This window comes from Agrobacterium sp. 6Ca8, assembly GCF_055382765.1.
The window spans coordinates 2576677-2590826 of record NZ_AP026433.1 but is presented as its reverse complement, the minus strand read 5'-3'; the positions used below and the strand labels follow the sequence as shown (position 1 = coordinate 2590826).

General features: G+C 58.1%; 12 protein-coding genes. 10 read left to right on the top strand and 2 right to left on the bottom strand.

All coding sequences use genetic code 11. From position 1 onward, the window contains the following. The first annotated feature begins 43 nt into the window (after nucleotides 1–43). Complete coding sequence (locus ACZ5A6_RS12605) at nucleotides 44–1684, top strand: heparinase II/III family protein (protein ID WP_236775992.1); 1641 nt, start codon at nucleotides 44–46, stop codon at nucleotides 1682–1684. Nucleotides 1685–1837: 153 nt separating this feature from the next. Further along, nucleotides 1838–3454 (top strand): bifunctional phosphoribosylaminoimidazolecarboxamide formyltransferase/IMP cyclohydrolase, encoded by a 1617-nt coding sequence (purH, locus tag ACZ5A6_RS12600; protein ID WP_013637005.1) that lies wholly within the window; start codon nucleotides 1838–1840, stop codon nucleotides 3452–3454. Between the two features lie 94 nt (nucleotides 3455–3548). Here purH and ACZ5A6_RS12595 read toward each other — a convergent pair whose 3' ends face one another. Both ACZ5A6_RS12595 and ACZ5A6_RS12590 read right to left on the bottom strand, forming a co-directional pair. Next, nucleotides 3549–5081, bottom strand: coding sequence for a UxaA family hydrolase (locus ACZ5A6_RS12595; protein WP_464110952.1), 1533 nt, complete (start codon nucleotides 5079–5081; stop codon nucleotides 3549–3551). Between the two features lie 43 nt (nucleotides 5082–5124). Next, complete coding sequence (locus ACZ5A6_RS12590; protein ID WP_003516394.1) at nucleotides 5125–5817, bottom strand: FadR/GntR family transcriptional regulator; 693 nt, start codon at nucleotides 5815–5817, stop codon at nucleotides 5125–5127. A 254-nt stretch (nucleotides 5818–6071) separates the two neighbouring features. On the opposite strand from ACZ5A6_RS12590, the gene ACZ5A6_RS12585 reads away from it, so the two are divergent. The 8 genes from ACZ5A6_RS12585 to ACZ5A6_RS12550 all read left to right on the top strand — a co-directional run bounded on the left by ACZ5A6_RS12585 (nucleotide 6072) and on the right by ACZ5A6_RS12550 (nucleotide 14130). Continuing rightward, nucleotides 6072–7637: a sugar ABC transporter ATP-binding protein gene (locus ACZ5A6_RS12585; RefSeq protein ID WP_013637002.1), complete on the top strand. Its 1566-nt coding sequence runs from the start codon at nucleotides 6072–6074 to the stop codon at nucleotides 7635–7637. A gap of 8 nt (nucleotides 7638–7645) precedes the next feature. Then, a complete protein-coding gene (locus ACZ5A6_RS12580) occupies nucleotides 7646–8668 on the top strand; it encodes an ABC transporter permease (RefSeq protein ID WP_003516396.1) in 1023 nt (340 codons plus the stop codon). Nucleotides 8669–8742: 74 nt separating this feature from the next. Beyond that, entirely contained in the window at nucleotides 8743–9684 is a 942-nt protein-coding gene (locus ACZ5A6_RS12575; protein ID WP_174060571.1) for an ABC transporter substrate-binding protein, read from the top strand. Between the two features lie 121 nt (nucleotides 9685–9805). Continuing rightward, nucleotides 9806–10819, top strand: coding sequence for an aldo/keto reductase (locus ACZ5A6_RS12570; RefSeq protein WP_038492598.1), 1014 nt, complete (start codon nucleotides 9806–9808; stop codon nucleotides 10817–10819). Nucleotides 10820–10823: 4 nt separating this feature from the next. Continuing rightward, nucleotides 10824–11645 carry an amidohydrolase family protein gene (locus tag ACZ5A6_RS12565; RefSeq protein WP_111799173.1) on the top strand — a complete coding sequence of 274 codons (822 nt, stop codon included), beginning with the start codon at nucleotides 10824–10826 and terminating at the stop codon, nucleotides 11643–11645. A 3-nt stretch (nucleotides 11646–11648) separates the two neighbouring features. Beyond that, the gene (locus tag ACZ5A6_RS12560) at nucleotides 11649–12659 is read left to right on the top strand and encodes a zinc-binding alcohol dehydrogenase family protein (RefSeq protein ID WP_174060570.1); all 1011 of its coding nucleotides are present in this window, start codon (nucleotides 11649–11651) and stop codon (nucleotides 12657–12659) included. Next, entirely contained in the window at nucleotides 12656–13789 is a 1134-nt protein-coding gene (locus ACZ5A6_RS12555; RefSeq protein WP_174060569.1) for a mannitol dehydrogenase family protein, read from the top strand. The genes ACZ5A6_RS12560 and ACZ5A6_RS12555 overlap by 4 nt, the downstream gene beginning before the upstream one ends. A gap of 11 nt (nucleotides 13790–13800) precedes the next feature. Then, complete coding sequence (locus ACZ5A6_RS12550; protein ID WP_003516404.1) at nucleotides 13801–14130, top strand: L-rhamnose mutarotase; 330 nt, start codon at nucleotides 13801–13803, stop codon at nucleotides 14128–14130. The last annotated feature ends 20 nt before the right edge of the window (nucleotides 14131–14150 follow it).

Here is a 14150-nt window from a genome sequence, read left to right as displayed (position 1 = left end):
GTCCTTTGCAGGCAGCATCAATGCCGCCGGTCTTCTCTCGCGGATGGCGTATCGTCATCTGTGTGTGGGCCTCGCTCCTTTGCGCCTGCGCATATCCCGGTTTGCCAATCGCGTTCCCGATGGTCTGGTGGCGGCGCCGACTGATCTGAGGGCAATCGATCCGTATTTTGCCGAGGAATTGCTGCGGGGCCGGATTGCGCTCGCCGGCCGCGTCGTCGAAACCGGCGGTCTATCGCCATTTCAGGTGGACTATCCCTCGGTGGTTTTTGAAGAGCGGCTGCATGCATTCGGCTGGCTGCGGCATATCCGTTCCGACAGATCGAGTGAGGCCAGCAAGCGGGCGCGCCGTATCGTTGCCGAATGGATGACTATTCACGGCAAGCGGGTTGCGGGGATCGCCTGGTCTCCGGAGATCGCGGCACAAAGGCTGATTGCCTGGCTGTCCCATTCTCCCGTCGTTTTACATGAGGCCGATGCGGGTTTTTATCGTCGTTTCCTGAAAAGTCTTGCGTTTCACGTGCGTTATCTCGACAGGATCGTCAAACATGCGCCGGATGGCGAAGCGAGGCTGCGGATCAGGATTGCGCTGGCCGTCGCGTCCATCGCCATGCCGACCCGCCTGTCCCATATTACTCGGCACGGAATGAAGCTGGCGCAGGAAATGGAACGCCAGATTCTTCCAGATGGCGGGCATGTTTCCCGCAATCCGAGGGTCATGCTGGATTTACTGCTCGATCTTTTGCCGCTTAGGCAAAGCTACATCAATCTCGGTCACGATCTGCCCTCGGGGCTGGTGCCGGCGATTGACAGGATGTTTCCGGCCATCCGGTTTTTCCGCCATCAGGGCGGCGATCTGGCGCTGTTCAATGGCGCCACCGCCACGCTTGCCAATGAACTTGTGTCGGTACTTCGTTATGATGAGACAGCCGGCCGGCCGTCCAAAATGCTGCCGGATGTCAATTATCATCGTCTTGCAACGAATGAGACGGTCATCATCGTGGATACTGGTCATCCAGGCTCGGCGGAGCTTTCGCGTAATGCCCATTCGGGCTGCCTGTCCTTTGAGATGTCCTGTGGCAAGAGCCGGTTCATCGTCAATTCGGGCTTCCCGAAAAACGCAGCGCCCGAATATCAGCGGGCGAGCCGCTCGACGGCGGCCCATTCAACGGTCACGCTGGCCGACACGTCGTCTTGCAGACTATCTCGCTCGAGACTGCTCGGGCCGATCATGGTTTCCGGTGTCAGTCAGGTGGAGAGCCGCCGCGGAACGGATGCAAATGGCAATGATGTCCTGTGGGCGTCGCATGACGGTTATTTGCAGAATTTCGGTTGCTATCACGATCGGGAAATTGAGCTGAATGTTGCCGGTACGAAGATAAAGGGCCGTGATCTGCTTCGGGCCGACGAGAATGTGGTGAAGGCGCAATTGCAATCCATATCGGCGGTATCGCGGTTCCATATCCATCCCCACATCCAGCTTTACCAACAGGACGAGGAGTCGGTTTATCTGGAGGCAGCGGATGGAACCACCTGGCTGTTTTCTGCGCCGGGACTGGAGCTTTTCGTGACCGAGGATGTTTTTATGGCGGATGCATCCGGCATGCGGCCTTCGCAGCAGATCGAGCTGCCATTCAATCTGGCGAATACTCGGGAAATCCGCTGGATCATCGAACGCAAGGCGTAGAGGATTCCTGGCGAGTTTCAGGCAAAAACCGCCATAGTTTTCGCCGTTCCGCGTCCCCGCTGTTTATTAATATGGCAAGCTGTGTTAACGCGGCGGCAATTGCTGGATCAATCCCAGTCCAGCCTGTCCTCCCCGTCAAACGGAGTATGCCCGATGGCTGTCGTTTCCAAAAAAATCCCCGCTCCCGATAAAGTCAAAATCCGTACAGCCCTTCTTTCCGTTTCTGACAAGACGGACATTATCGAGCTGGCGACTGTCCTGTCCAAACTTGGCGTCAAGCTGCTGTCGACTGGTGGCACGGCAAAGGCCATCGCTGACGCGGGACTGCCGGTAACGGATGTTTCCGATGTGACCAATTTTCCGGAAATCATGGATGGTCGCGTCAAGACCCTGCATCCCAACGTGCATGGTGGACTTCTGGCTATCCGGGATGATGCTGATCACGTCGAGGCAATGAAGGCTCACGGTATCGAGGCGATCGATCTCTCCGTCATCAATCTCTATCCCTTCGAGGAAGTTCGCGCCAAGGGTGGCGACTACCCCACGACGGTCGAGAATATCGATATTGGCGGCCCGGCAATGATCCGCGCTTCGGCCAAGAACCATGCCTATGTCACTGTTGTCACCGATCCGTCCGACTATCCTGCGCTGGTGGAAGCCCTGCAGGCCGATGACGGTCAAACCTCCTACGCGCTGCGCCAGACCTTCGCCGCCAAGGCATATGCCCGCACCGCCGCTTATGATGCGGTGATTTCCAACTGGTTTGCTGAGGCGCTGGCTATCGAGACGCCGGATTACCGTGCCATCGGCGGTGCGCTGAAGGAAAAAATGCGTTACGGCGAGAACCCGCACCAGAGCGCCGGTTTTTACCTGACCGGCGAAAAGCGCCCCGGTGTTTCCACGGCGACGCTTCTTCAGGGCAAGCAGCTTTCCTATAACAACATCAATGATACGGATGCAGCCTACGAGCTGGTAGCGGAATTCCTGCCGGAGAATGCGCCGGCTGTAGCGATCATCAAACACGCCAACCCCTGTGGTGTTGCGACGGGTCCAACACTTGCAGAAGCCTACCGGCGCGCGCTGGCATGCGATTCCGTTTCGGCCTTCGGCGGCGTCATCGCCTTGAACCGCACGCTCGATGCGGAAACGGCAGAAGAGATCGTCAAGCTCTTTACCGAAGTCATCATTGCACCCGATGTGACGGAAGAGGCAAAATCCATTATCGCCCGCAAGCCCAATCTGCGACTGCTGGCAGCTGGTGGCCTGCCAGATCCGCGCGCTGCCGGCATTACGGCCAAGACGGTTTCCGGCGGTCTTCTGGTTCAGAGCCGTGACAACGGCATGGTGGAGGATCTGGAACTGAAGGTGGTCACCAAGCGTGTGCCGACACCTCAGGAACTTGAAGACATGAAGTTCGCCTTCAAGATTGCCAAGCACGTGAAGTCCAATGCGGTGATCTATGCCAAGGACGGCCAGACGGCAGGTATCGGCGCCGGACAGATGAGCCGGGTGGATTCCGCCCGTATCGCCGCCCAGAAGGCGGAAGATGCGGCCAAGGCACTCGGCCTTGCTGAGCCGCTGACGCGGGGCTCTGCCGTGGCTTCTGAAGCGTTTTATCCCTTCGCCGATGGTTTGCTTGCAGCCATTGCAGCAGGTGCCACCGCAGTCATTCAGCCTGGTGGTTCCATGCGCGACCAGGACGTGATCGATGCGGCCAATGAGCACAATGTGGCGATGGTCTTTACCGGCATGCGTCACTTCCGCCATTAAGCAGAAACGGCGCACAGAATTTAAAAGGCCCGGAAAGTGATTTCCGGGCCTTTTGTTTCACGTGGGACAGTCCGATGCACGTATTGGAAGCGGGTCAGGTAACCGCGCCCACCTGCCACGGCACAAATTCATTGTCGCCGTAGTCGTAAATCTCGCTGACGGTCTTGTCTCCCGAAGCGACTGCAAGAATGTGCTCGAAAATTCGTTTGCCGGATTCCTCGATGGTTTCCGCGCCGGTAACGATCTCGCCGCAGTTGAGGTCCATGTCTTCCTTCATGTGCTCGTACATTTCGGAATTGGTGGCGATCTTGATGCAGGGTGCCGGCTTGAATCCCGATACGGAGCCGCGGCCGGTGGTGAAACAGATGACGTTACAGCCGCCGGCGACCTGGCCGGTGACGGCAACAGGATCGTAACCAGGCGTATCCATGAAGACGAAGCCCTGTTCAGTAACGGTTTCCGCGAATTCGTAGACCGCCTTCAGTGGCATGGAGCCACCTTTGGCCACTGCGCCCAGCGATTTTTCAAGAATGGTGGTTAGTCCACCAAGCTTGTTGCCGTGGGATGGGTTGTTGTTCAGCTCATCGCCGTTGCGAGCGGTATAATCCCGCCACCAGTCGATGCGCTGCAACAGCTTTTCGGCAACAGCAGGCGTGACGGCACGCTTCGTCAGCAGGTGTTCAGCGCCGTAAATCTCCGGCGTTTCGGCAAGAACCGTTGTACCGCCGTTGCGGACGATGAGGTCCGATGCATATCCCAAGGCCGGGTTTGCCGATATTCCGGAGTAACCATCCGAACCGCCGCATTCCAGCGCGACCTTCAGTTTTGAAAGCGGCTGTTCAGAGCGCTGGGCAGCATTGACCATTGGCAGCATCGCCTTGATCTCGGCAATGGCGGCATCGATCGTTTTGCGTGTGCCGCCGTGCTGCTGGATCGTCATGGTGCGCAGCCGTTCGCCCTCCTCCATCTTGTAATGTTCGAGGATGGGGGCGATCTGGTTGGTCTCACAGCCGAGGCCGATCAGCAGAATACCGCCGAAATTCGGGTGGCGGGCATAACCCTGAATGGTGCGGATCAGAAGACGATAACCTTCCGATTTCGTATTGAGCGCGCAGCCGCCGCCATGGGTCAGTGCCACAACGCCGTCGACATTGTCGAACCCTACAAGGCCGCCCTGCTTGTTGAAATAATCGGCGATGTAACGCGACACGGTGGCGGAACAGTTCACGGATGCGATGACGCCGATGTAGTTGCGTGTGCCAACGCCACCGAGACCCCGGTCAAAACCCTTGAAGGTCCGGCGCTCGCCCTCGGGCAGCATGCCTTTTTCCTCGATATCGACACTGAACTGATGCTTGTGTTCGGAAGGCACCATGGCGAGATTGTGCAGATGCACATGCCGGCCAGGCTCGATATCCTGTGTCGCGATGCCGATCACCTGTCCGTATTTCAGGACCTCGTCTCCGGATCTGATAAACGTCAGGGCCACCTTGTGGCCGCGTCCGATCAGCTCCCGGGCTGTCAGATCGCCTCTGCCCGTCGCACCACCGGCCGGTATCGACCGGCGTGCCACCGCGACATTGTCGTTGGCGTTCAGCAAAATGGTTGCCTCGGAATTCTCACTCACGGGTTTTTCTCCTCCCCGGTACATTGCCTGCTATGTTTTGAATTCAGCCGTCTACCCAGCGTCTCTTGGAACCTTCCAGATGGGTATGCATGGCCGCCTGCGCCAGCAGCGGATCTTTCAACTCCAGGGCCGCCAGAATCGCTTCGTGCTCCTGAAGGGCGTGGGTCCAGGTATCGCGATCCTCAAATTTCACACGCAATTGTGCCGAAATCGGGCTGTGGCGCTCATCGAAGAGGTTTGCCACCAGCCGGGCCAGAACGCTGTTACCGGATTGTTCGGCAATGGTGACGTGGAAAAGCCGGTCCTGATCGAGAGGTTTGCGCGCGGCCTCGATTTCCTGCTGCATCGTGTTGAGAATCTGGCGAAGGTTTGCAATCGTTTCATCGGTCATGCGGCTCGCCGCCAGTACGATTGTCGCGCCTTCCAGCGCTGCGCGCGCCTGCATCAGTTCGGAGGGGCTGTCGCCCAAGGATTTGGTGTTGTGGGTTGTCTGAAGGGCCTCGGCGGAGACATAGACACCGGAACCCATGCGGATTTCGACGGTGTTGTCGATTTCAAGCGCAATCAGTGCCTCGCGCAGTGATGGTCGCGAAACCCCGAGCTTCTGTGCCAGTTCCCGTTCGGCGGGAAGTCGTGTTCCAGGCAGAAACTCTCCCAGATCGATCAGCTCGCGTATCTGGTCCGCAATCTGCTGATAAAGCCTGCGTGGTTCCGCTATTTTGGCCTGACCATTCATGTGTTTTCTGACGAACCTTGTCTGTTATCTGAATTTGGCCTTACCGTAGCGCCAAGCGCATCAATACGCAAGAAATTACTTAAATACATGAATTTACAATCTTATTTCAATAAGTCTTTTGAGATGATTTTGCGTGTACCAGACGCGGGATTCAAATTTTGGGCTAATTGGCTTGACCATTCTAAAAAAGCGGCCTAACCATTTGGCTCATTATTGGCCCCGGTGGAGCGGGGAGCGCGGGTGGAGGTTTCTTGATGTCGCAGGGCGCATCGACAATTCGTGGCGATTTTTCGCCTGAGGAGACGGCGCGCGGCCTTGGTTCAGGCCTCCTGCGTCTCGAAAACATCAGCAAGGAATTTCCGGGCGTCAAAGCGTTGTCGAATGTGCATTTCGACTTGCGCAGCGGCGAGGTTCACGCTGTCTGCGGCGAAAACGGTGCCGGAAAATCCACCCTGATGAAAATCATCAGCGGCGTTTACCAGCCTAGCGACGGAACCATCCTGCACAAGGGCGTCAAAGTGCAATATGCATCGCCGCTGGAATCCGAAGCCGCCGGCATCGCCATCATCCATCAGGAACTCAACCTCGTTCCGCATCTTTCCGTTGCCGAGAACATCTATCTCGCCCGCGAGCCGCGCCGTGGTTTCCTCGTTGACCGCAAGAAGCTGCGGCTTGATGCAAAGCGCTGTCTCGATCGGCTGGGCGTCGATATCGACCCTGACCAGATTGTCCGCGGCCTCTCGGTCGCGCAATGTCAGATGGTCGAAATTGCCAAGGCGCTTTCCCTGGATGCTGAAGTCCTCATCATGGATGAGCCGACCTCCTCGCTGACCGAGCAGGAAACGCGGCTGTTGTTCAAGGTGATCCGCGATCTCAAGGCTTCTGGCGTCGGCATCGTCTATATTTCCCACCGGCTCGATGAAATGGCCGAAATCGTCGACCGCGTGACGGTTTTGCGGGACGGGCGTTATATTTCCACCGACGATTTTGCATCGATCACCGTTGACGATATCGTCACGCGCATGGTCGGGCGTTCGCTGGAGGAGAAGTTCCCGGAACGCACGTCGCGCCCTACGGATGATGTTATTTTCTCGGTGGAAGGGCTGACGCGCAAGGGTGTGTTCCACGATGTCGGTTTCTCGCTGCGGCGCGGTGAGATTCTCGGCTTTGCCGGACTGATGGGTGCGGGTCGCACGGAAGTCGCACGGGCGATTTTCGGTGCCGATCCTCTGGATGCTGGCAAGGTCGTTTTCAACGGGCGGGAGCTTTCCATCAGTTCCCCGCGAGATGCCATCGAAGAGGGTATCGCCTATCTGTCCGAAGACCGCAAAAGCGATGGTCTTGCGATCAAGATGTCGGTTGCGGCCAATACGACGCTTGCCAATATCGGCGAGGTCTCCAACCGCTTCGGGCTGATTGACTTCAAGAAGCACGACGATGTCGCCAGACGTTACGTCGATCTCCTGAACATCCGTACCCCTTCGATCGAACAGACGGTGCGGCTGCTTTCAGGTGGCAATCAGCAGAAAATCATCATTGGCAAATGGCTGTTCCGGCAGTCGCGCGTGCTGTTTTTCGACGAGCCGACGCGCGGCATCGATGTCGGCGCAAAATTCGCGATCTACAAGATCATGGACGAGCTGGCTGCACAGGGCATCGGCGTCATTCTCATCAGTTCGGAACTGCCGGAAATTCTGGGACTGACGGATCGTATCGCCGTTTTCCACCAGGGCCGGATCACGGGCGTGCTTGAGACCGCCAAGACCAATCAGGAAGAAATCATGCGGTACGCGTCCGGTTACGGCCGGGCCGCGCAGTGAGGAACGACATGGCTAATATTGCAGAACCCAAGAAGAGCTTCGCTTTCAGCGACCGCCAGAAGGACATCATCCAGAAGTTTGCGGCTCTTGGCAGTCTCGTTGTGCTGGTTATGGTGTTTTCCGCCACCAGCAGCGCCTTCTTCTCCGTCAACAATGCCATGACCATTGCGCTTCAGGTGACCTCCATAGCCCTTCTCGGCATTGGTGCGACCTGCGTCATCATCACCGGCGGCATCGATCTTTCCGTTGGTTCGGTGCTTGCTCTGGCCGGTGTCGTTGCCGCGCTTGCGGTGAAGGAGTTGGGTATGCCGGTGCCGGTCGGCATGCTGCTTGGCATTCTGACGGGGTCGCTTTGCGGTCTCATCAATGGCCTCATGGTCACGCGCTTCAAGCTGCCACCGTTTATCGCCACGCTCGGCATGATGTTGATCGCCCGTGGCGTGGCACTGCAGATCACCGGCGCGCGAGCGGTTTCCGGCCTCGGCGAATCCTTCGGTGAACTCGGCAACGGCGCCCTCTTCCGCATCGTCAATATTGGGGATGACGGTTTTCCGAACGTAGTGTTTCCGGGCATTCCCTACCCCGTCATCCTCATGGTGGTTATTGCGCTGGCTGTTTCCTTCATGCTCAACCGCTCCATCCTTGGCCGTCACATCTATGCCGTCGGTTCGAATGCGGATGCTGCGCGTCTGTCCGGCGTAAACGTCGCACGTGTCACCAATTTCACCTACATCCTGTCCGGTACGCTCGCCGGGTTGACCGGTTGCGTGCTGATGTCGCGCCTCGTCACAGCCCAGCCGAATGAGGGCGTGATGTATGAGCTGGACGCCATTGCCAGCGCCGTTATCGGCGGCACATCGCTCATCGGCGGCGTGGGTACGATTTCAGGCACGGCAATCGGTGCCTTCGTCATCGGCATCCTGCGCAACGGTCTCAATATGAATGGCGTGTCCGCCTTCACGCAACAGATCATCATCGGTCTTGTCATTCTGGTCACCGTCTGGATCGACCAGCTGCGCAACCGTCGCTGATACAGGGCTGCGGACCCTATCCGCAAACAAGATCGGCACGGGAGGCCCGGTATGCCGACATCACGGAGGAAGAAATGAACAAGCTTACGACCGCCCTTCTGACATCCGCAATCGCGCTGTGGAGCGTCTCCACCGTGCAGGCCGGCGAAATCGCCGTCATCGTCAAGACCGTCAACTCCACCTTCTGGCAGAACGTTCAGAAGGGCGCCGATGCGGCGATGAAGGACTCTGCCGGCAACACCATGACCTTACAGGGTCCGGCTTCTGAATCGGCCATCGCCGATCAGGTCAACATGGTTGAAAACGCTGTAAACCGTAAGGTTTCGGGTATCGTTCTTGCTCCTTCCGATCCTGATGCGCTGGTTCCGGCTGTCAAGAAAGCCTGGGAAGCCCGCATTCCCGTGGTTCTGATCGACTCGCAGCTCGCCAAGGGTTCCGAGCAATATTATCAGTCCTTCCTGGCGACCGATAACAAGAAAGCCGGCGAACTGGCTGCTCAGGCGCTGATCGACAAGGTTGGCAAGGAAGGCAAGATCGCCGTGATGTCCTACGTCGCCGGTGCCGGTTCGGAAATCGGACGCGTTGGCGGTTTCACCGACTATATCCAGATGCATTCCAACCTTAAGATCGTAGGTCCGTTCTATTCGCAGTCGCAGATGGCGACGGCGCTGAACCAGACAACCGACGTTCTGGCCGCCAATTCCGATCTCAAGGGCATCTTCGGCGCCAACGAACCCACCGCAATCGGCGTAGGCCGCGCGCTCGCCCAGGCCGGTAAGGCAGGCAAGGTTGTCGGCATCGGCTTTGACGGTAACCAGGACCTTCAGGGCTTCGTCAAGGACGGCACGCTGGCCGGCATCGTCGTTCAGGGTTCGTATCAGATGGGCGAAAAGGGCATCCAGACCGTTTCCAAGCTCATCAGCAAGGAAAAGGTCGAAAAGTTCGTCGACACCGGCGTTGTTGTTGTCACCAAGGACAATATCGAGAAGCCGGAAGCCAAGAACGTTCTTTATTAAGGCATGACGGCGCGCCGCTCTTTGAGCGGCGCGCCTCACAAATTTCAGAAGCGGGATTTCAGTCAATACCGCATACGGTTTTCAACATCCGCTCTACCGAAAAATTCAGGAAGCCCTTGCGATGAAAGTCTCCGATACACGTAAATTGCCGCGCCGTGCCGTTGAAGTCACGGTCATGGGCCTTGGTTGCGCGCAGATGGGTAATCTCTACCGCGTTACGCCCTACGAGGAATCCAAAGGCGCGTTTGACAAGGCATGGGAAAGCGGCATTCGCTATTTCGATACTGCACCTTTTTACGGTTACACGCGTTCGGAGCGTCGTCTTGGAACCATGGTGACGGAGCATGACCGAAGCGAATACACCCTCTCCACCAAGGTCGGTCGCGTCATGGTTCCCGATGAAACTGTGGGCCCGGAAGAGGACGCCTATATTGCGCCGCTGCCTTTCCGGCCGGTCTATGATTATTCCTATGACGGTATTCTACGCTCCTTCGAAGCGAGCCAGCAGCGGCTCGGCGTTCTGAAGCCGGATATTCTCTATGTGCACGATATCGGCTCTTTCACGCATGGCGAAAAGCACCAGCACTACTGGGAGCAGCTGACCACCGGCGGCGGCTTCCGGGCACTTGGCAAGCTGCGCGAGGAAGGGTCGACGGGTGCTATCGGCCTCGGCGTCAACGAGTGGGAAATCGTCGGCGACGCCATGGATGTTTTCGACATCGACGTTGCCATGCTTGCCGGCCGTTATACGCTTCTGGAGCAGCAGAGCCTTGCCTTCATGAACCGCTGCGCGGAAACCGGCGTTGCGATCGTGGTCGCCGGTGCTTTCAATTCAGGCATTCTGGCAGGCAACCGCAAATTCAACTATGCCGATGCGCCTGCCGACATCATCACGCGGGTGGATGCGCTTCAGGGCGTTTGTGACGACGTTGGTGTTTCTTTGCAGGCGGCTGCGCTGCAGTTTCCGCTCGGGCATCCGGCTTCGGTCACGGTCGTATCCGGCGCGCGCAATGCGCAGCAACTTGCCGCAAACATCGAATGGTTCGAACAGGTTGTTCCGGACGAATTCTGGTCGGAGCTGCAAAAGCGTGGCCTGATTTCCGAAGGCGCACCTGTGCCTGGCACAAAGGCCTGAAGCGATGATCATCGATGCCCACCAGCATTTCTGGCTGATGAAGGATCGTGCCGGGCAATGGCCGCCACCGTCTCTGGCTGCCATCTACCGGGATTTTCTTCCGCAGGATCTGTCTCCTCTGCTGGCAAAGGCCGGAGTTTCCGGAACGGTGCTGGTGCAGACGATGGAAAGTGCGGCCGATACGGATTTCATGCTCGATCTGGCTGGAAGCACCGATTTCATCAAGGGCGTTGTCGGCTGGGTGGACATGAAGTCCGCGGATGCTGCGGCGGAAATCGCTCGGCGGGCAAAACATCCGGCCTTCAAGGGCGTACGGCCGATGCTGCAAGGCATGGATGATGTGACCTGGATCGACGATCCCGCGCTCGATGCCGCTGTGGATGCGCTGGTGAAACATGCACTGGTGTTCGATGCGCTGGTCCTGCCGCCGCATCTGTCGCATCTTCTCGCCTTCGCGCGCCGCCATCCGCAATTGCCTGTTGTCATCGATCACGGGGCGAAGCCGCTTATCGCCACGGGCCAATATGGCGACTGGCGCAGGGACATGGCAGCTTTGGCGGCCCTTCCCAACCTCCATTGCAAGCTGTCCGGCCTTTTGACCGAGCGTGGCGAGCAGAGACCGGAAGCCGTCCGGCCCTATGCCGAAACCATTCTGGAACTGTTCGGCGGCGAACGCGTGATCTTCGGCAGCGACTGGCCGGTATTGCGGCTGGCTGGCGACTATCAGGAATGGCTGGACTTCTGCCGCGAAATCGTGCCTGAGCACGAGCATGCGGCCGTCTTTGGCGGCAACGCCGTTCGTTTTTATTCCCTTCCCAACAGGTGATGCATGCTGGCGATTTTCTGCGAGACCCCCGGTCAACTTGTCCCCAAGGAACTACCAAAGCCGGCCCGTGGCGAAGGTGAAGTGCTGGTGCGTATTCGTCGCATTGGTGTCTGCGGCACGGACCTGCATATTTTCACCGGTAATCAGCCCTATCTTTCCTATCCGCGCATCATGGGCCACGAGCTTTCCGGCACGGTGGAAGAGGCGCCGGAAGGCAGCCATCTTTCGGCGGGCGATGTCGTTACCGTCATACCCTATATTTCCTGTGGTGAGTGCAGCGCCTGCCGTAAAGGAAAGAGCAATTGCTGCCGCAACATCGGTGTGCTTGGCGTTCATCGCGATGGCGGCATGGTCGAATATCTGAGCGTTCCGCAGCAATTCGTGCTGAAGGCGGAGGGCTTGAGCCTCGATCAGGCGGCAATGACCGAATTTCTGGCGATTGGCGCGCATGCCGTGCGTCGTGGGTCGGTGGAAAAGGGTCAGAAGGTCCTGATCGTCGGTGCCGGTCCGATCGGCATGGCGGTTGCGGTTTTCGCCGTTCTCGATGGCGGTGAGGTGACGATGATTGACGGGCGCACCGACCGGCTGGATTTCTGCAAGGACCATCTCGGCGTTGCCCATACGGTGACGCTTGGCGAGGGCGACAAGGATCGCCTGTCGGATATCACCGGCGGCGATTTCTTCGATGCCGTTTTTGATGCGACCGGTAATCCTAAAGCCATGGAGCGCGGCTTTTCCTTCGTCGTCCACGGTGGTTCCTATGTGCTGGTTTCCATCGTTGCCAGCGATATCTCCTTCAACGATCCGGAGTTTCACAAGCGCGAAACCACGCTGCTCGGCAGCCGCAACGCCACGCCGGAGGATTTCGAGCGGGTGTTGCAGGCGCTGCGGGAAGGCAAGGTACCGGAGGCACTCATCACTCACCGCATGACACTTGCCGATGTGCCTTCCAAATTCGCCGGGCTGACCGATCCGAAAGCCGGAGTCATCAAGGGCATGGTGGAGGTCTCATGACGACCGACACACCCATCCTGCAATTCGGTACCAGCCGCTTTCTTCTGGCCCATGCGGATTTGTTCATTTCGCAGGCGCTGGAAAAAGGCGAGGCCCTCGGGTGCATCACAATCGTCCAGACGACCGGCAATGCGGAGAGCCTGAAGCGTGTGGTAGCATTGAACGATGGCACGCCCTATCCGGTGCGCATTCGCGGCATTCGCGACGGGCAAGAGGTGGATGAGGAAATTCCAGGTAAGGCTGTCGCGCGCGCGCTGACGGCGGCGGCCGACTGGGCCGAGGTGAGGCGGATCGCCTGCGGGGCAAGGGTCATTCTGTCCAATACGGGTGACCGCGGTTATGAGCTGGATTCGTTCGACGGGCCGGGTCTTGCCGACGACTTCACGCTTGTACCAAAGAGTTTTCCGGCAAAGCTCTGCCTGTTGCTGCTGGAACGTTTTCAGACAAATCCGGAAGCCCCTGTATCGATCTTTCCTTGCGAGCTCGTTCCGCGCAACGGCGACCGGTTGAAAGAGGTTGTTCGCCAGCTTGCCGACGAATGGCAGCTGCCGGCGGGTTTCGGCTTCTACCTGAATGAGAAATGCCGTTTTGCCAACAGCCTTGTAGACCGCATCGTTTCCGAGCCGATCGATCCGGTTGGCGCAGTTGCCGAGCCCTATGCGCTTTGGGCAATCGAGAAGCAGGAGGGCCTTGTTCTGCCCTGCACCCACCCTGCGGTGGTGCTGACTGATGATCTCGACCGCTATGAAAAGCTGAAGCTGTTCCTGCTCAATCTTGGCCATTCCTATCTGGCGGAGCGATGGTTGCGGGATGCCCGTGCGAAAGACGAGACGGTGCGGCAGGCAATGGCCGACGATGCGCTTTCGGGAGATCTGGAAACGCTCTGGCGGGACGAGGTTCTGCCGGTCTTTGCCGCAGAAGGCATGGGAGAAGAAGCGCAAGCCTATATCCGTGCTGTGCGGGAGCGTTTCCTGAACCCCTTTCTCGCCCACCGGCTCGCGGACATTTCAGGCAATCACGATGAAAAGAAACGCCGTCGTTTTGTGCCGGTCATCGCTGCGGCGGAACGTCTGGGGTTAAACGTGCCGCAGCCGAAACTGCGTGCGGCGCTCGCCACCATCAAGCAATAACGGAGTTTTGTATGCAGCGCATGGGAATGGTCATCGGCGTCAAACCGGACATGATTGCGGAATATAGAAGACTGCACGCCGCCGTCTGGCCCGAAATTCTGGCGCTCATCAGCGATTGCAACATCCGCAACTACACGATCTTCCTGCGCGAACCGGAAAATCTGCTGTTCGGATATTGGGAATATCACGGCACCGATTTCAGCGCCGATATGGCGAAGATGGCGGCAAGCCCAAAGAACCAGGAATGGTGGTCTTTCACCATTCCCTGCCAGCAACCACTCGAAAGCCGCAAGGAAGGCGAGTGGTGGGCAATGATGGAAGAAACCTTCCACCACGACTGAACGATTTCCTTTGACACTGA

What these genes read in the sequence shown, in the direction of transcription:
- ACZ5A6_RS12605 (WP_236775992.1), top strand. Translation starts at nt 44, where the DNA reads ATGGCGTATCGTCATCTGTGTGTGGGCCTCGCTCCTTTGCGCCTGCGC.
- purH (WP_013637005.1), top strand. Translation starts at nt 1,838, where the DNA reads ATGGCTGTCGTTTCCAAAAAAATCCCCGCTCCCGATAAAGTCAAAATC.
- ACZ5A6_RS12590 (WP_003516394.1), bottom strand. Translation starts at nt 5,817, where the DNA reads ATGAATGGTCAGGCCAAAATAGCGGAACCACGCAGGCTTTATCAGCAG.
- ACZ5A6_RS12585 (WP_013637002.1), top strand. Translation starts at nt 6,072, where the DNA reads ATGTCGCAGGGCGCATCGACAATTCGTGGCGATTTTTCGCCTGAGGAG.
- ACZ5A6_RS12580 (WP_003516396.1), top strand. Translation starts at nt 7,646, where the DNA reads ATGGCTAATATTGCAGAACCCAAGAAGAGCTTCGCTTTCAGCGACCGC.
- ACZ5A6_RS12575 (WP_174060571.1), top strand. Translation starts at nt 8,743, where the DNA reads ATGAACAAGCTTACGACCGCCCTTCTGACATCCGCAATCGCGCTGTGG.
- ACZ5A6_RS12570 (WP_038492598.1), top strand. Translation starts at nt 9,806, where the DNA reads ATGAAAGTCTCCGATACACGTAAATTGCCGCGCCGTGCCGTTGAAGTC.
- ACZ5A6_RS12565 (WP_111799173.1), top strand. Translation starts at nt 10,824, where the DNA reads ATGATCATCGATGCCCACCAGCATTTCTGGCTGATGAAGGATCGTGCC.
- ACZ5A6_RS12560 (WP_174060570.1), top strand. Translation starts at nt 11,649, where the DNA reads ATGCTGGCGATTTTCTGCGAGACCCCCGGTCAACTTGTCCCCAAGGAA.
- ACZ5A6_RS12555 (WP_174060569.1), top strand. Translation starts at nt 12,656, where the DNA reads ATGACGACCGACACACCCATCCTGCAATTCGGTACCAGCCGCTTTCTT.
- ACZ5A6_RS12550 (WP_003516404.1), top strand. Translation starts at nt 13,801, where the DNA reads ATGCAGCGCATGGGAATGGTCATCGGCGTCAAACCGGACATGATTGCG.